Source organism: Niallia sp. Sow4_A1, from assembly GCF_052116745.1.
GTDB lineage: Bacteria > Bacillota > Bacilli > Bacillales > Cytobacillaceae > Niallia > Niallia hominis.
Genome location: NZ_JBQKKM010000003.1, coordinates 188210 through 205708 on the forward strand (window position 1 = coordinate 188210; position 17499 = coordinate 205708).

19 protein-coding genes and 1 pseudogene are annotated in these 17499 nt (G+C 32.6%); 6 read left to right on the plus strand and 14 right to left on the minus strand.

The genetic code is table 11. The annotated features are described in order from the left end of the window. Window positions 1–254: 254 nt before the first annotated feature. Window positions 255–1418, plus strand: a complete 1164-nt coding sequence (gene spoIIP, locus ACTQ5K_RS03205; RefSeq protein ID WP_349205046.1) for a stage II sporulation protein P — start codon at window positions 255–257, stop codon at window positions 1416–1418. A gap of 1146 nt (window positions 1419–2564) precedes the next feature. Here spoIIP and ACTQ5K_RS03210 read toward each other — a convergent pair. Further along, window positions 2565–2987 (minus strand): hypothetical protein, encoded by a 423-nt coding sequence (locus ACTQ5K_RS03210; RefSeq protein ID WP_349205045.1) that lies wholly within the window; start codon window positions 2985–2987, stop codon window positions 2565–2567. Window positions 2988–3390: 403 nt separating this feature from the next. On the opposite strand from ACTQ5K_RS03210, the gene ACTQ5K_RS03215 reads away from it, so the two are divergent. Beyond that, window positions 3391–5004: a putative polysaccharide biosynthesis protein gene (locus ACTQ5K_RS03215; RefSeq protein ID WP_441993665.1), complete on the plus strand. Its 1614-nt coding sequence runs from the start codon at window positions 3391–3393 to the stop codon at window positions 5002–5004. A gap of 224 nt (window positions 5005–5228) precedes the next feature. Next, a complete protein-coding gene (gene arr, locus ACTQ5K_RS03220) occupies window positions 5229–5645 on the plus strand; it encodes an NAD(+)--rifampin ADP-ribosyltransferase (protein WP_441993667.1) in 417 nt (138 codons plus the stop codon). Window positions 5646–6013: 368 nt separating this feature from the next. Here arr and ACTQ5K_RS03225 read toward each other — a convergent pair whose 3' ends face one another. The 8 genes from ACTQ5K_RS03225 to ACTQ5K_RS03260 form a co-directional block, all read right to left on the minus strand. Further along, window positions 6014–6139 (minus strand): hypothetical protein, encoded by a 126-nt coding sequence (locus tag ACTQ5K_RS03225; protein WP_441993669.1) that lies wholly within the window; start codon window positions 6137–6139, stop codon window positions 6014–6016. 138 nt (window positions 6140–6277) lie between these two features. After that, window positions 6278–6856, minus strand: coding sequence for a GNAT family N-acetyltransferase (locus ACTQ5K_RS03230; RefSeq protein WP_441993671.1), 579 nt, complete (start codon window positions 6854–6856; stop codon window positions 6278–6280). 604 nt (window positions 6857–7460) lie between these two features. After that, complete coding sequence (locus ACTQ5K_RS03235; RefSeq protein WP_441993673.1) at window positions 7461–7850, minus strand: alpha/beta fold hydrolase; 390 nt, start codon at window positions 7848–7850, stop codon at window positions 7461–7463. Window positions 7851–7968: 118 nt separating this feature from the next. Then, a complete protein-coding gene (locus tag ACTQ5K_RS03240) occupies window positions 7969–8379 on the minus strand; it encodes a hypothetical protein (protein ID WP_441993675.1) in 411 nt (136 codons plus the stop codon). Window positions 8380–8696: 317 nt separating this feature from the next. After that, window positions 8697–8981: a hypothetical protein gene (locus ACTQ5K_RS03245; protein WP_441993677.1), complete on the minus strand. Its 285-nt coding sequence runs from the start codon at window positions 8979–8981 to the stop codon at window positions 8697–8699. Further along, entirely contained in the window at window positions 8968–9162 is a 195-nt protein-coding gene (locus tag ACTQ5K_RS03250) for a hypothetical protein (RefSeq protein ID WP_441993679.1), read from the minus strand. The genes ACTQ5K_RS03245 and ACTQ5K_RS03250 overlap by 14 nt, the downstream gene beginning before the upstream one ends. Before the next feature lie 421 nt (window positions 9163–9583). Further along, window positions 9584–10270: a zf-HC2 domain-containing protein gene (locus ACTQ5K_RS03255; RefSeq protein ID WP_441993681.1), complete on the minus strand. Its 687-nt coding sequence runs from the start codon at window positions 10268–10270 to the stop codon at window positions 9584–9586. A gap of 2 nt (window positions 10271–10272) precedes the next feature. Continuing rightward, window positions 10273–10752 carry an RNA polymerase sigma factor gene (locus ACTQ5K_RS03260; RefSeq protein ID WP_441993683.1) on the minus strand — a complete coding sequence of 160 codons (480 nt, stop codon included), beginning with the start codon at window positions 10750–10752 and terminating at the stop codon, window positions 10273–10275. Between the two features lie 1607 nt (window positions 10753–12359). Between ACTQ5K_RS03260 and ACTQ5K_RS03265 the strand changes: the two genes are divergently transcribed. Both ACTQ5K_RS03265 and ACTQ5K_RS03270 read left to right on the plus strand, forming a co-directional pair. Then, window positions 12360–12635, plus strand: coding sequence for an ArsR/SmtB family transcription factor (locus ACTQ5K_RS03265; protein ID WP_441993696.1), 276 nt, complete (start codon window positions 12360–12362; stop codon window positions 12633–12635). Window positions 12636–12760: 125 nt separating this feature from the next. Then, on the plus strand, window positions 12761–13144 hold the full coding sequence (locus ACTQ5K_RS03270; protein WP_441993685.1) for a VOC family protein: 384 nt from the start codon (window positions 12761–12763) through the stop codon (window positions 13142–13144). Window positions 13145–13230: 86 nt separating this feature from the next. Here ACTQ5K_RS03270 and ACTQ5K_RS03275 read toward each other — a convergent pair whose 3' ends face one another. The 4 genes and pseudogenes from ACTQ5K_RS03275 to ACTQ5K_RS03290 form a co-directional block, all read right to left on the minus strand. Next, on the minus strand, window positions 13231–14229 hold the full coding sequence (locus ACTQ5K_RS03275) for an NADP-dependent oxidoreductase (RefSeq protein ID WP_441993687.1): 999 nt from the start codon (window positions 14227–14229) through the stop codon (window positions 13231–13233). A 33-nt stretch (window positions 14230–14262) separates the two neighbouring features. Beyond that, complete coding sequence (locus ACTQ5K_RS03280; protein ID WP_251630037.1) at window positions 14263–14598, minus strand: ArsR/SmtB family transcription factor; 336 nt, start codon at window positions 14596–14598, stop codon at window positions 14263–14265. A 224-nt stretch (window positions 14599–14822) separates the two neighbouring features. After that, window positions 14823–15166 (minus strand): annotated as a pseudogene (locus ACTQ5K_RS03285) (DUF6176 family protein). A gap of 116 nt (window positions 15167–15282) precedes the next feature. Beyond that, a complete protein-coding gene (locus tag ACTQ5K_RS03290) occupies window positions 15283–15750 on the minus strand; it encodes an NUDIX hydrolase (RefSeq protein WP_251630036.1) in 468 nt (155 codons plus the stop codon). Between the two features lie 105 nt (window positions 15751–15855). Here ACTQ5K_RS03290 and ACTQ5K_RS03295 point away from each other — a divergent pair, with 105 nt between their 5' ends. After that, window positions 15856–16710 carry a sugar nucleotide-binding protein gene (locus tag ACTQ5K_RS03295; protein WP_031539805.1) on the plus strand — a complete coding sequence of 285 codons (855 nt, stop codon included), beginning with the start codon at window positions 15856–15858 and terminating at the stop codon, window positions 16708–16710. A 235-nt stretch (window positions 16711–16945) separates the two neighbouring features. Here ACTQ5K_RS03295 and ACTQ5K_RS03300 read toward each other — a convergent pair whose 3' ends face one another. Beyond that, entirely contained in the window at window positions 16946–17173 is a 228-nt protein-coding gene (locus ACTQ5K_RS03300) for a hypothetical protein (protein ID WP_031539807.1), read from the minus strand. Window positions 17174–17499 lie beyond the last annotated feature (326 nt).

A 17499-nucleotide genomic window follows, 5' to 3' on the forward strand; every position in this document is an offset into this window, starting at 1 on the left:
AATCTCTCTTCCACTAATCTTCTTTAGCAAGAGAAATCAACCTTACTGTTTGTGTAATTAATACATATGGAGATGATTTTCGTCAAAGATACTTATAATCCCTCTTTTTCTCTAAAATTTAAGCGATGTTTTTCTACCAACCTACTCTATTTCTTTAAGTTCAACCATTCCAAATATCTATTAGCTATTATTAGAATTCATCTTCTATTTTCTGGTATATGGTCATATTAATTTACTAAGAAGGTGAATAAAAAATGCAAAAATCTAAAACTCGCTCAATTATTAACTATTTAAATACAACCGTTCTAGCGGTTATTATGCTTTTTGTTATAGTAGCTCTAATCACAACATCGTATTTCTCATTTAAATTTAGCTCGACTAATTTGACAAACCTATTTAAATCTGTAAATTCCACTGAATTTTATGTAGACATGATGCATAGTGAGAATCATTTGTTTCCAAAATCTGAGGGAAGAGACTCCTCTCTATCCAATATTTTTCTTCATCTCACAACAAATATACGTTTTGATGATATAAGAACATTATTAGGAAGAGAATTACCAGCTTTAACATACTTTCATACAGAAATTGCGGTAGCTGAAGAAGGGACTACTCTTGCTAATTTACCATTTGAATCTATACCTTCTCAGGATATGTTAGAAAATCCATTGAAAGTAGATGAAGAAAAAGCAAAGCAAGAAGAAAATTCACAAACACAGCCACCACCATCAGAAGAGCATAAAAATCCAGTTACCGAACCAAACAATAAAACAGTATTTATATATAATTCACATAACTTAGAGGCTTATCGTCCATTATTAGAAAACACAACGAATAACGAAAATGTAGTTAGTTCAGATGAACGGGCAAATGTAGTTGGTGTAAGTAGTAAACTTACAAACTTGCTTCAACAAGAAGGATTAGGTATAGAGTTTAGTAAAGCAAATATCAACCAAATACTACTTGATAAGAAATGGAATTATTATAGTGCATATAAAGCTTCAAAAGAAGTAGTTGAAGATGCAGTTTCTAAAAATAATAGTCTAAAATATTTAATTGATATTCATAGAGACGCAGCTGGTAAACAAATAACAACAGCTTCTATTAATGGTAAAAACTATGCAAAGTTATACTTAGTGGTAGGAAAAGGTAACACAAATTATGAAAAAAATCTAGCGTTCTCAATAAGATTACATGATGAATTGAAGAAAAACTATCCTGGGATATCCAGAGGCGTTTTCCTAAAAGGGTACGATGAAGGAGATGGTGTATATAACCAAAATTTCTCTGATCGTGCCATCCTTCTAGAAGTAGGAGGTGTAGATAATACAAATGATGAAATAACTCGTAGTATAGAAGCATTTGCTGAGATATTCAGCAAACTTTATTGGGAAGAGAATAATGCAACACAACAATAAAAACCTGGGAATAAATTTCCTTGGTATCTTGTTTATTATGAAAAGTGATTATTTAATAATTTTTTTATACAACACTAATTTTAGATTCTTTGTTGTGATTTATTATATTGGTTTATATTGTAATAAAAATGGGGAGTTTTTAAACGATTTAATATCTGATGAGTGGTAAAAGAAATGGGAAGATCGAATGTTGAAAAAGAAATTAAAAAGTTACTTAGAATCACCTACTGCGTTAAACCAGACAAAAAATTCATATTGGAACTTGTAGAAAAATTAAAAACAATGGAAGATAGCATAATAATGGCTAGAGGCCGGGACATAAGTATTTCAACCAACAATAAACGCGAACTATAATGTAATTATATTATATAAAAGTTCGTGTTTGTTTTTTAGAAAAAGGTTTAAAAACGAAGTGAAATGGAGCGGAGGACGCTCGACTCCTGCGGGAAACAGAGACGCTTTAGACCCCGCAGCGCATGCAGGAGACCACTGAAAAACTGCAATATAATCATAATTGTTGGTGGCCGACTTTTAAATTCGGGTATTTCATTTGTTTTCCGAGGCGACATCTCGCTTTCCATGGGGCGAGCGCCGAGCCGCTTCGTCACTGCGTTCCTGCAGGGTCTCGGACTTTCTCGCTGCTCCCATAGGAGTCGAGCTGCCGCCTCTCCAAACCAACTTTATATTCGCTTTCAAATAAATACTTATTTAATTTGGAGAAACTATACTTTTTCAGTACCCTCGCAGCGAGGGAGGCTTAGCTTCCTCCCCGGCGCATCGTACGTCTGTAGCGCAATGGAACGTCTTAGTTTTTACACTTACCTATATTTAAAAACAGAGATTAAGTAGCTTTATTTAAGAGCTAAATTAAATATTGTTCGTCTTTAATGATTAGTTATTTTGTTTTGTCCCACCCTCTTTTTATTGAGATTTTTAATGAAAGTTCTTTGCACACTTACATCCTCTAGTAGAGCTTAGGCACCCCCACGAAATTAATATAATTCTTTTACTCTCTTTCTTTAATTACATTTCTAGTTCCTCCATTTGGCAGTCAATTCAGCTATCATTTTGTCTTTATATTCCAGATTCATTTGTTCCCGATCTAATGTAGCCTTCCATTTCCATTCATAATTTGCACTTCGAGACTTACATTGTTTTATCCTCACTTGGCACCCCCACAAAATTAAGGATGAGTATATAAAATGGATACGCAATCAGTCCTCCCATCACAAACAGACCAGTAACAGGATTGGGTTCGTCTCCACCATTAGTCATTGGAAATAGTGATGCGAATACATAAATGAAAAGGATAAAATAAGGGACCCAAAGAAGTACTGTCAAAAATTTTGCCTTTCGTCCATCCAACCACTTTTTTGTTAAGAAATGGAGTAGTATTGTTGCACCAACCATTACAATAATAACCGTTACGCATGTTACAATATTTACCGTGCTAAATTCCCAATTTGTTAATCTGGTAATTCTATATACATTTAATATCAGTTCAAGAGGAATAAACATCATAAGAGCATATATTATACTAACAATATTTAGTTTAAAGAAATAATTCATTTAATTAACCCCCTATCAAAATCATCTCTCTTCCATTCTACCGCTACATCATTTCCTATACCTACCTTTTTCACTTCTATACTTAAATGCATAATTCCTCTATTATTGGCAAAAAGGCTGAAAGGGTTTTGTTCTTATCAAAATCTAGAAACTTTTAGAGTAAGCTATCACCTTTTCTAGCCCGTGTAACAATTCCTGCGATCTCTATATAGGTAAACAATAACGAACCACTTATCCTAATAGATTTACAGATGTCTAGTTCCTTTTTACCAGCACTTGGATTATAATGCTGATTATAGCAATTAGTTTGTAATATATTATTTTACTATTTTCAATTAAGGTATATTGTGTGTAACAAGGAAAAGAATCGCATATGTTCGTAATCATTAATTGAGGTGTTTCTGTGGAAAACAAATTTATTAGAGGAACTTTCTTTTTAACAGCTGCAAGTCTTATCTCCAAAGTTTTAGGATTCATTTATATTATTCCCTTTATGGCTCTAGTTGGTGAACAAGGATATGCATTATATAGATATGCATATGGCCCATATACAATCCTGTTAAGCTTATCAACAGTTGGCCTTCCCCTTGCCGTTTCTAAATTCGTTTCTAAATATAATGAGTTAGGCAACTATAAAATCGGATTAACTCTATTAAAATACGGTATGTACTTAATGGTTCTAACTGGTTTTATCTCCTTTATGGCATTATATTTTTCAGCTCCTATTTTATCAGAAATAGTGGTAAGAAATGATGATTCAGGAGGAAATTCCGTTGAAGATACCGAGTATGTCATTCGGCTCGTTAGCTTTGCTTTGTTAATTATTCCTGCTATGAGTATTTTCAGGGGATATTTTCAAGGAAGCAAATCGATGGGACCTTCAGCATTAAGTACCGTAATGGAACAGGTAGTCAGAATTGTTGTAATCTTAGTAGGTGCCTATTCTGTAATTCACATTTTTAACAGTTCTATTCGAAATGCTGTAGGAATTGCAACCATTGCTGCATTTATAGGAGGTATAGCAGGCTTTATCGTGTTAGTAATTGTGTTCATAAAGAGGAGAGAATTAATTAAAAAAGAAAGAGATAGTAGCCAAAGTAACAAGGAAATACCTATTAATTCTATGTTTAAGGAATTGATTGGATATGCAATTCCTTTCGTCATTACCGGTCTTGCTATTCCTATATATCAGAACATTGACATTTATACGATTAACACTTTGTTTCATTCTATAGGCTACACGAATAATGAAGCAGAGCTAATTAATGCCGTAATCGGGTTAGCTCAAGTGCTTGTTTTGGTGCCTGTTTCGTTAGCAACAGCGTTTAGTATGTCTTTAATTCCTGGGATTACCTCTGCTTTTATTGGCGGTAAAATGGAAGAAGTTCAACATAAAATTTCGCAAACCCTTCAAGCGATCATGTTCTTTACTCTTCCAGCTTCAATAGGTTTATGCATTCTTGGGAAACCAGTTTATACAATGGTTTTTGGATTAAATAAAAATCCTGAACTAGGAGGAGTTATTTTACAATGGTATTCCCTTGCTGCCATATTCTTTGCCTTATTTACCGTAACAGCAGCCATTTTACAAGGTATTAATGAACAAAAGAAGTTAATTATAGGAATCTTAATTGGGATTAGTGTAAAAATAGCACTAAACTTAATACTAGTCCCATATATAGAGGCGCTCGGTCCTATTCTAGCTACCTATTTTGGGTTTCTCGTTTCTATTTTTTCTAACATTTACGTTATTAAAAAGGCACTACAGTATAAGTTCTTGCCATTATTTCAGCAATTACAGGAAGTTTTCTTGTTAGTATTCATCATGTCTCTTTCTGTTTGGGGTGTAAAATGGTTAACAGAGTTATGGTTATCAGAAACTTTAGGGATATATTCCCACGCTTTAATTACTTCAATCATCTCTATTATAATAGGAGTTTTCGTTTATTTAGGAATCGGGTTGAGACTTCCTTTTGTAAAGAAAATACTAGAAAGATATAAAAAATCGGCTAGTTAGTAAATATTAAATCAAAGATAATTTGTCCATATTATAAATAGGTAAGCTACGTTCAAAGAGCATAAAGTCTTAACAAAAACATTTATTCCATTTGATAATATTTCTCTCTACTTACATTATACCATTATATATATATCATTTATAGACTACTCTTTTTCTAATTACATACTATACTAATACTGTTATTGTTATGCAGAAATCTAAAATACAAGGAGTGTATCAGTTTGAACAACAAAACAAATGTGCTAGATAACGGCCCTTTTTTTCATGGTACGAAAGCAGAACTGAAAATTGGAGATTTATTAGAACCTCAACACTTATCAAATTACCAAGATAAAAAATCGAACTATATATATTTTACTGCAACATTAAATGCTGCTAAATGGGGGGCTGAATTAGCCAGGGCTAATTCCAAGGAACGAATATATATTGTTGAACCATTAGGTGATTTTGAAAATGATCCTAACGTAACCGACAAGAGATTTCCTGGAAACCCAACACGTTCTTATCGATCTAAATCTCCTTTGAAAATAATAGCTGAATTAGGCTCATGGGAAAGACATTCTGACGAAGAAATAAATCATATGCTTACATTTTTAAAAGAGTTAAGTGAACAAGGCAAAAATGTAATTTACGATTAATTCAAAGTATCTAGAAGTAATGATTTAAGAAGCATAATTTAATAAAATATGGTGATTTTCGCTAGCTAAATGAATATTTTTTTCGCATCCTTATAGTTTGCCTTTTTTACGTGCAACCAATTAGTTCTTGGTCACAATGATGCCCAGAAATTTGTCATAGGTTAATAGAAAGTTAGACAGTGCGATTAAAGTCAAGACATTTCAAAGATTCACCTTTTTTTGATGTTCATATAAACTGTCCCTTTAGTTCCTAAGTATAAAATAAATTAAAAAAAGGATAACAATCTTATGTCAATACCTATAGTTGAATATCTAATATATGGAATTATTTGTCTTTGATTTCTTAAATATTCCTATTAAAAGCAAACTTATCCTATGATAAAACCTTTTGGGAACAATATTAATATTGTTCCTGATATTGTCCATCCGTTCCCAGCAAAAAGTCCATATGTTAAACCAATCACAAAAGACAAGACTGGTGAGACTGCTGCCATAAGAGTAACTCCCCAAACAATATATTTCCTTTTTTTGATTTATTTTCGCTTAGTGCTTAATCACAGTGGCACCTTGAATAATCTTGTTTCACAGGAATATTTCAAGATATTTTTTTGAGAAACCGTTCACAAATTTACTTATGATAACAAATTCCCTCTCATCATAATCCATTTTTTCTTCGTTAAAATGTAATGATTTTCAATTAGTTCCTGATTACGCTTTGAAAATAACTTTTTATCAGATTTAAATAATTCAAAGCCCATACTTTCCATAGATTTGCATGAATTTATATTATTTTTCCATGCTATTCCATGAATTTCCTCCATATCTAATTCAAAAAATGCAAACTCATATATTAGATTTCTGGCTTCTTTTGTATATCCGCCTCTCCAATATTGTTTTCCAATACGTTGAGCTTCAGCTGTAATTATCCACCTTCCTTCAAGTTCGTATGGTGCTATCCAATATGTACCAATAAACTCTTGTGTGTTTGTTTTAATTATTGACCATGAAATCAACCCGTCTAAATCACGATACCTACAAAGAAGTTCAAAAGTTTCTAACTCATTATTAGGTATTACGTTACCTGTCCATAAATGCATATCTGGATCCAGGAACATCTTATAAAATGAAAGGTTATCTATCTCAGGCTTTATGTTTCTTAATGTTATGCTTTTTCCTTTTAGTATTGGAGCTTCTTTAAAATAACTGTTCATAAGTGACTCCTTTCGTTTCACAACCCTAGCCCGTTTTAGTCATAACACTAAAAATTTTATTATCCTAGTTTAGCTTTAATAGGATTCCATTTATTTAAAGGATTATTTAATCAAACTTTCAATTGCATCTATTATTATTTCTGGTCTATCAAGATAAATAGAATGACTAGAGTCTTTAGCAAAAACTAATTCACTATGTTTACTAAGTTTAGCCTGTTTCCTAATGAATTCTTCCCACTCATCTTCTAATATTCTCAACTCCCACTCAGGAAAACCATCCACAGTTCCTAACTCAATGTTATACTCTTTATCTCGTCCAATAACTATTAATGGAAATCAGGGAAATCACTTAAATCTCTTATTAGATCTGCATCCTTCTTCCAGTTACACAGCTCAGAGTACAAGGTTTTATATAGGTTAGGACTTACTTGAAAATGTAGTAAACGTTCTTGAAGGTGCAGTGGAAGATTTTTTTTTCTATCTGTAAGCGAAGGATTTATTATTTCTTTTAATTCATCCTGTTTCATTAGAGAATAGGAACAGCATTTCTTTAACCATGTCTCATCCGTATCAACCGCATCTAACTCAGGTAATTCTAAATCATCTAGTTCTTTAAATCAACAGAGGTAGAATCAATCAAAACTATTCCCCCCACTTTTTCTGGAAAGACTCTAACATAATGCTGCACACATAATCCACCATAAGAATGTCCTACTAAAATAATAGGTTCATAATTTTTTAATACCTGCAACAATTGATTTAACTCTTCTACAACTGCATTAGTATTACGCACCTCTTGTCTTAATTGACTAAGTCCCAGTCCAGTTCGATGAAACATAATTACTCTATTTGATTTCGCTAATGATTTTGTCACTTCATACCACTCATAAAATGAACAACCCATTCCTGTCAAAATAACAATGGGAATACCTTTTTCACCTAATATTAATAATTCCACTTTCTTACCATTTATAGTTACAAATTCGCTAATCATAATCACCCCATATGAACTCTATTATACTTGGATCTTCTATGTATCCCGTTTATCCTTGTTCCATCAACTACTCCGAAAGCGCTGTAAGAGTATCCATTGCTTTAATAAGCATTTGCCTCTACAAATTGTTCATTTCATCTAATAAGTAATGAAGCCACTCATTTTGAGGTGAAACAATCTGTGGTAAGTTATCTAATGGAGACCAAAATAATTTAAAGCGGTGATTATCTGTCTCTATTTCCCATTCATCAACTTGACTGTTTGATTGCAGAAGGTAAAATTGTCTTGTTACTTTTGATGCTAAATTTGATTTTTCCGTCCAACCAGTTATCTGATATGTTATGTAATTGGGATCTGGAAATATATCTCCTTCTTCATAAGAAATTTGCACAAAATCTCCTTTACTTCGTTCGTGAAGAACAGTAATACCTCTTCTTATTTCAGCCCACTGTGTACTTGATATATCTGATCTTGAATATATTTTGGCCTTATCAAAAATTATATAGACGCCCCCTATCAATCCTGCCACGTTTGTGACACATGAAGGATTCTCTTCACTTATTACAGGAATTCTACCATGATAGTAATAAAGAAAATCAGCCTCAATTAAGTAGATAAGTTTCAAATGATACATATAAGCAATAAAAAAACACCTACCATTAGCCTAACAGGTTCAGTTTTGGGAGAGAAAATTGCTAATAATAATGTAAATAACATACATATGAGCATTGGATTTAACAACTAATCAGCAATAAATGGTAAGTAAAAACGCTCAGTTCTGAGCGTTTTTTGAGGTGAAATTTACTATCCCAATTTAACTGCGTTCCGATTTTTATTTTAATCAACTTACTCAATAACAACATTCCCTACATATTGAGCACTACCCGCCGAATTAATAAATTCAACTTCTAATACATAATTCCCTTCGTCTGTTGGAAATTTAAATTCTGTTGAGTCATCCAATACGAGTTCTGTTCGTTTGTCATCTTTTAATAGGGCAACTGTTATCTTTGGGTCAGTCCAAATATCTACACCATTTTCTTCGTTCTCTTTAAAATCTAAAAACACCTTTTGGCCAGAAAAAACCTTTATTTCGTCCAGTGATGATGCATATTCTTCAACATTTTTCAATTGTGTTTTGTACATCCTCACTTGTGGTATTCCATCTGATATTTGCTTCTGTTAACTGAACAGATGAATTATCGAAATTCAAATGAGCAGTTGGAACTCCCACATCATAATCTTCGCCAAAGCACCCTATTAGTGTAAAAACAAAGAACATTCCTATGAATAATTTAAAAAATATTTTCACAGCACACCTCATTGGTCTAGTTTAATAGCCACGTTTTGTTCAAAAACAGCAATTCCAATTCTTAATACTAATTTTAACATAAATTTTCCATTTACATTCAAAAATTAGTTCTAATATCCAGCGAACTATCTCAAATAAATTATATCTTTTAAATCAAATTGTTTTTCTACAATTCCTAATCGAGTTAAACTCATAATTTTTCGTCATTAGTCCCTAAGAAGCTAATAAAACAGTTATACCTGATCCTGATAAAACAAAATGCAAAATCTTCATATATATCCCCTAATACTCTACCACAAAAGCCCCGTATACTTATTGCACTAAACTGCCCCTTTTAGTGCCTTAATAGTTAGTAAAAATGGCATTCATCCGTCTTGAATCTATGCACCTTTTAGTTAAAAACCAAAAGAAAAATTTTCTCCTATTCAAATCCAAAGGATTTCTCTACTTCTTCACTTGTTTTTGGTAGCTCCATTCCCTTTTCCCAAATTAAAATCTTATCCTCTGGTGTACCGTAATAAATTTTTTTGATTTCCTTACCACGGAATTCTTCTTGAACTTTAATATCTATATAATCATATCCTTTTTCTAATCCGTATGGAGGCTGCGCTTCTCTTTTTATTATTGGACGTAGAGGGGTCATATAAAAATTCCCTTCGTTATCCATATCGTATTTTAATGTATTTAAACTATATTTATCGTCTATTTCGGCATAATAAACGATTTTACCATCCCCCATTTCACTTTTTTCTCTAATTTTTACTATATCAGTATCAACACTGATAATTTCCCATTCAAATAAACCGACGTATCCTAAAATAATCACACCTATTAATAAAGCACTTATTATTCCACCTTTAATAAAGGATTTCAATCGTAATCTTTTCCATGAAGTAGATATATTCTTTAGTACATTACTATCTTTTCTATTTTCAATAATATCTCTTTCTAGAATATGGATTTCATTTTTTAGTTTCTCTAACTCCATTTTACAGCTATCGCAATCCAAAAGGTGTTCTTCTACCATTCTTTTGCTATCCTCACTGCATACGCCATCATAATACAATGGAAGTATATCTTTAATTATTTCACATGATAATTTACTCATCTCTACTCCTCCTTTATCAAGTCCTGAATCTTGCGTTTAGCTCGATGAAATGTCACTCTCCCCCAACTTTCCGTTTTCTCAAAAAGCTCACTTATTTCTTTAAAAGAAAGCTCACCAAATACTCTTAGTGTGAAGACTTCCTTATAAGGCTCTTCTAAGTGATGTAAGGTCTTATGTAAGCGAAACGTATCTTCTTTTCTTAAAATCATTCTTTCAATACTTTCTTCACTTGCTTTTTCTGGTAATTCGTCTGTATCTAACCATTTGTGCTTGTCGAGAAACGTAAAATATGTATTTTTGGCTATTTGACAAAGCCAAACACTAAGTTTGCAATTACCTTTGAATGTATCAATGTTTTTCAAAGCCTTAAAAAATGTTTCTTGTGTTATTTCTTCTGCAATTTTTTCATTACGGCTTAGCAATAATACAAACGAATAAACCTCCCGAAAATATTTATTATATATACTCTCAAATTCTGTCACTTTCTACCTCCTTTCATAAGTATGACTATGTAAGATATGATTCGTTACAAAAATTGCAAAAAAAAAATGGCAGACGCCGGCATACTAATTATCAGGAAATATAATTATCTCTTTATTTTGACTTACTAGTAAACTATGCATTATTAAAATGTATCATTTGTTTCTTAATACTACCTTTCATTTATTGCAGAAAAGTTGTCCTTTTACGATAAAAAGCCCTTACTTCTTTCAAGAAAGGCACCGTTACTTTAAAGTACATCAAAAAAGTTAACTTGATAGTTAGTTTACAATACTCCACAATCTTATTAAAGCTAAATAATAAGCAATCTCAAGATAACAAAGCAATACTATCATTAATTAGTACTGGTTAGTCTATGTCTAATGTTAAAGAACTATAAAACTTGTACTTTTTTGAAACGTTCTAGTCAATTGAACTGTCTAACGGTTAGAAAAAAAGAGGTGAGAGTATGTCGGTGGAGAAAAAATAAAACTGGCCAAAAGAGGAAATGAAAAAGTATTTCAAGAGTTAATACAAAATGAAAAGAATAAACTCTTCCGGATGGCCTATTTATATGTAAAGAACGAGGATGATGCACTAGATATGTCCATGATACGATTTATAAGGCTTTTATATCAATTAAGCAGCTAAAAGAACCACATTATTTTTCAACTTGCATATCAAAAATACTAATTTTGATTTCTTGCTGCACTGTGACTACCCTAATTTGATAGATGCGATTTCAATTGATTTACTAGAAACAAACTAACACATAGACAACCAGAAGGCATGGCGGCAAAAATTGAAAGAGAACTATTTCTAACCTCAAAATCGGAGTAGTTGTAGCCAAGACCATAATGGCAATATGGTATCTCGAAAAGCTGATCGTGGACGTGTTCGGCTGGAAGAAATAATACCTGAATTGGGGAATATATCGCCCCCTCTGCTTTGTTGTGCTGTGCAGATACAGCACGGATTATAAGAAGTTCGCTTTAATTAAGGTTTAAAACACAAAGCGGTAAATGTTAATAAAGAAGATTATGTAAAAAATGGTTATATGCCACGTTCAACTCGTCAATTACTTTCATAACCGCTTGGAATTGGATAGTTAAATTACAAGGCCATATATCTTGAGGTCTCTGTCATAAATAAACACTAGATAAAATTCCCCAACTATTCTTAATTAATATTCTCCTTTTCTTCCAAATATCTGTCTAATGCATCTTTAACCTTATAAATTTTTGAAAGTCGTTTGCCAATGTCATTTAGCAAGTAAATCCCTCTGAACAAACAGCCTAAAACTATACCAAAAGCGATAACTCCTATTATTTGTGGTGGTCCAATCATAAATAAAATGAAGCATAATATTGTTGATAAAACTATTGATAAAGAAGATACACAATAACACCTCTTTACGAATTATTTATTCTATTTGCCAATAATCACTTATTTATCTTTGTTTTACCATACAACTGTTATTCTCAATAAACAAAAAAGTTTACGAAAACAGCCTTAAACAAAAATACTAATATCTATATGTCATTGAAACTACGCAACCATTTAGTTCCCCTTCTTGACGAGCAACCAAACAGTTACCTATAATCAATGTATGTGGGACAAAGACGCTATATTTAAAGCACTTGCCGATTCAAATCGGCGATTGATACTAGATGAACTATCTGAACGGAATGAGATGACATTATATGAACTTACTGCTCGTCTCATTATGAAGCATAATCTTACCATTTCACGACAAGGAATAGCGAAACACCTTTCCTTATTAGAAGATGCAGGACTTGTACAATCAAAACAAAAGGGAAAATATCGAGTGCTCCTTTTTAACAATGAACCACTTAAAGATTTGTTGAAAGGAAGGTTAGAGTAATTTTAGAAACTATCTCGGTGACAAAAGGTTAAGAATAAGAATTTTGGAATCTCTATAAGTTATTTGCTTACACCTTAATTATTATCAAAGCATTATTCATACCAATATCAAAGGAGCCAAAAAGGATGAAAATTATTGTTACCAGTTTATTCGTAGAAGATCAAGACAAAGCATTAAAGTTTTATTCTGAAACACTAGGTTTTGTAAAGAAGCACGACGTACCTAGTGGAAAATTCCGATGGATTACCGTTGTTTCTTCCGAAGATCAAGGCGGTACTGAGCTTGTTCTCGAACCGAATGATAATCCAATCGCTAACGATTACCAAAAGAAATTATTTGAACAGGGTATCCCAGCGACTATGTTTGGGGTTGCTGATGTTCAGGAAGAATACAAACGATTATTGGATAAGGGCGTAAAATTCACAATGGAGGCGACAAAAATGGGTGATATCACAATCGCTGTATTTGATGATACTTGTGGTAATCTTATTCAAATCATACAACAGTAACGTTTATATTAGTAAAGGACCTCCTAATAGAGGTCCTTTACTTCATCATTTTTTAATATCACAAGAACATCATTCCTATGCGGCTATTATCTAATTTTCACTATTATTTTCCCTTTCGCTCTTCCTGTCTCTGCGTATTCCATCGCTTCTTGAGCATGTTCAAAAGGATAAACTCTATCAATAATTGGTTTGATTTTACCATCCTCTATATAATTTGCGATGGTACGTAATTGCTCACCACTTGGCTTCATAAACAAAAACGAATATTGAACATGATGCTTTTTTTCAAGTGCAGTAAGTTTATGACTCACTGCTGAAAACAACAATGTTTTAAAAAATCCTGAACCATATTCTCTACCAAAACGAGCATTCGGTAATCCTGAAACGGAAACAATTTTCCCTCCGCTTTTTAACACGCCGAATGATTTTTTCAATATCTCGCCGCCAAGTGTATCAAATACGGCATCATAGTTTTTCAGTTTCTCTTCGAATTTTTCTGTCTTGTAATTTATAATCTCATCTGCACCAAGAGATTTCACTAAATTCGCACCAGCTTCACTTGCAGTCGTTGCAACAGTGGCCCCCATTATTTTTGCCAGTTGAATAGCAAAAGTACCTACACCACCAGCACCTGCTTGAATTAAAATCTTTTGTCCTTTTTGTAATTGCATAATGTCTGCTAGTGCTTGGTAAGTGGTTAGTCCAACAAGCGGGATTGATGCTGCTTCTTCAAAGCTCAAATTTTTAGGTTTTAACGCGATATCCTCTTCATGAATGGCGATATATTCAGCAAAAGTACCGATTTTACTTTTTCGTGGACGCGCATATATTTCATCACCAACTTTAAAGCGAGTCACTTTTGCTCCGACCTTTGCAACTACTCCAGAAAAATCATTCCCTAAGATAAGCGGCATTTTATATTTCAGTAATAATTTCACTTTCCCATCACGAATCTTAAAATCAACAGGATTGATACTAGCAGCATGAATCTCTGCTAGTACCTCATACTCTCCAATATCAGGTGTCGGCATTTCTGCCAAACGCATTGGAACTTTTCCGTACCTATCAATAACCATTGCTCTCATTTCCTATACCTCCAAATTATCTCTATATTAAATTCAATAAAAGTTCTCCATGAATGTATCAATATCCGACATAAGGGTTCTTAATAAACCTAATTCTGAACGTACATTGATATAATAAAAGTTTTTTGTCCCTTCTTTACGCATTAAAATAACACCAGCTTCTCGTAAAACCTTTAGATGATGGGATACAGCAGGCCGAGAAAGATGTGTTTGCTCCGTGATTTCTCCGACGCGTAATCCTGTTTGACAATCAGTCCCCATTAGCACTAGCAAAATCGATTGCCTTGTTTCATCTCCAATTGCCAATAATACCTTTTGACAATTTATAAAATCCTCTTTGATTATATTAAGTTGGTCCTGTTTATTCATTTAGTATAAAACCTCCATTAATCAGTTTAATGGTTTAAGTTGATAAACCATATAACCTAATCCAAGAATATACTATTGTTTTCCTTGCTGCAATATTGAGAAAGCAAATCGAGACGAATGAAAATTTAGTCGGAAACGTTATTTCCATAACTAATACTTAAGAAAACCATTCAGCAGCTTATTTTTTTTAGGATATAAATAAAGGACCTCCTAAAAGAGATCCTTTACTTCATACTATCTTTCACTTTCTGAGGTATCATCACCACTTCTGTCTTTAAATCAACTGGCTTGACCGTTTCGTCTATACATTCGTTCCAAAACTCAATATGCTTTTTATCAATCCAGTTCTCCGATTTTTCTACTCCTTGTCCCCCTTCGCCCTGTACCGAATACCAGTATAGAAATTCTTCGCCGTTAAGCGTTTCTCTAAGTATAGTCTCTACAAACATTTTTTCCCTTTCTAAGGTAACAAGAACCTCTTTTTTATTGTCATTTAAGAAACTTAACCATTCATCTACTCTTTCCGATTTCCCTTTTTCACTTTAAATCTTGTTAATTCAACGTTCATGCTTTCTCCTCCTGTTTGTTACTTTTTATGTATGTAAACAAATTTCAGCTTAGAACGAACGATAAAACCACTGAACTCATAAAGCTAACACTTTTCTAGTATCATCTCTTTGCTTCCTATCTTAATAATGGCCTAAATACTTTCAAATAACTTTTTAATAAGGATATTTGAACAGGAGTCACTGTTATTGATTGTTTTACTATTCGATTCTTATTCTTTAAAAAGTTTTTTATTTGTTTTCTTCTATTAGGTACCATATGGAAAGGTAAATTTTGTGAACTAAACCATTCGACTTTTGCGGTTTCCGGTCCTTCTTCTATTGGTATCCCTCCTTTTAATTCTCCCATGAATAAGAATTGCATATCATCGAATTGTGGTTGAAAATATTCCCCGATTTTCCGTTTAATTTGAATATTGTATCCAGTTTCCTCTTCTGTTTCACGAACGGCACAATCTTCAAGGGTCTCTCCCTTTTCCCATCTACCTCCTGGCAAGTCCCAAATAGGAAAATCCTTTCGTTTTGTTAATAAGACTTGTCCTTTGTCATTCAGTACTATCGTAAAGCAACCTGATGTTTTTGCCATTTTACATATCCTCTCAAACTTTCTCTTTTATATGCTAGTATGACTTTTTTATGATAAAATCATTTTAACAGATTTTTCTAAATATACGAAACAGGAGTATTCTTTATGAAAATAATCATATTAGGTTCCACTGGATTTTTCGGTTCATCCTTATTTAAACTAGCTGGGTTAAATCCTAATTATTACGTTTGCGGCACTTCTCGCTCCAATAATGCATGTACAAATATTTTACAACTAGATATAAGGAACAAACATCAGGTAACACAACTAGTCAATCATATTGATCCAGATGTAGTTATCTGGTCTTTAATGGATGGGGAAAAGGAAAATCATCTTATAGAAGTTGGTCTCAACCATTTATTATCTGCCATTTCAAAAGAAACTAAATTAATATATTTATCAACAGACGCCGTTTTTGTAGATGGTAAAGGTAACTATGCTGAAACAGATCAACCAGGATTTCTTCCTAGTGAAGCTCCTTTATCTACCTATGTAAATGCCAAACACTTTGGGGAAAAACTTATCTTAGCCAATCATGAAAACCATGTCATTATTCGTACTGGTCCCCTCTATGGGAAAGATGCCAATCACGAGATTGAAGCCAGAACAAAACGTATCATTCATGAGATAAATACGAATGGGTATGCGAATGCTGCTATCAACTCGTTCAAATCTTTTGTGCATATTGATGATTTAGCAAAAGCGATAATCGAAATGATAGAAATGGATTTAACAGGAATTATACACGTTGGTCCAAAGCAGAAGGAAAGCTATTATTCCTTTTATAGCAAAAGACTTTCGCAAATTGGAGTAGATACTACCAATCTTCTCCACTATAACATTAGCAAGTTAGAAAAACCTTATCATTCTTTTGATACATCTCTAAACACCCAAAAAGCTACTAGCCTACTGGCAACCTACTTTCGAAATGTGGATGAACTAGATACTAGAAATCACTAGGAATAGTTATGATTTAAATTATGAAAGAGTCATTTGGAAGGGATTTAGAGAATATATTTAGAAGGTTAGCGGCTCACTTTATAAGGTTATTTACTTTTAAGCTGATTCTTTGAGGGAATAATTTTAGCCAAATTATATTTATCGAATGTAATTAGGTAATTTTCCCCCTCGCTAAAGAAATTCAAATATTGATTATCGATTATATTCATAACAAATCTATCAATACTTTCAATCTTTATATCCTTTTTTTCATTCTATATGCCAACAGAAATGGAAATATCGGTAGTACTACCACTATTCTTAACCAATTTTCAGCTCCAAGAAAATAGAGAGATGGAACCAATATGGCTAATCCACTAATGAATAAAGCTTTCCATGATGCCAACCACAGACCATATAATAGTAATAAGGATGAGACACCTATTAATAACCAAAATAGTAGACCGAACCAGAAAAATTCCATAATTTAGTACTCCTTTAACCTTACTTTGTTTCAAGCAAAATTTGATTATCGACTAATAATTGTTTTTAGTAAATAGGAAAGAAATCGACTTCTCTTATTAGGTGTTTTATCATTCTAAATATAACAATATACTTTTTTACAATAAACACCAAATAATAGTATCAAAAATAATACTATAAAATTGTGGATAAGAAAGATTATACAAGGAGGTTTTAGGTACTGTCAATATTTTTGTGTAAATGACTTTTCAACTTCTCAAGGTAGATGATCACCTTCGTATTCAAATAGATTTGTTCGAAGTGTTGATTTGGGTGTCTAGGAAAGGG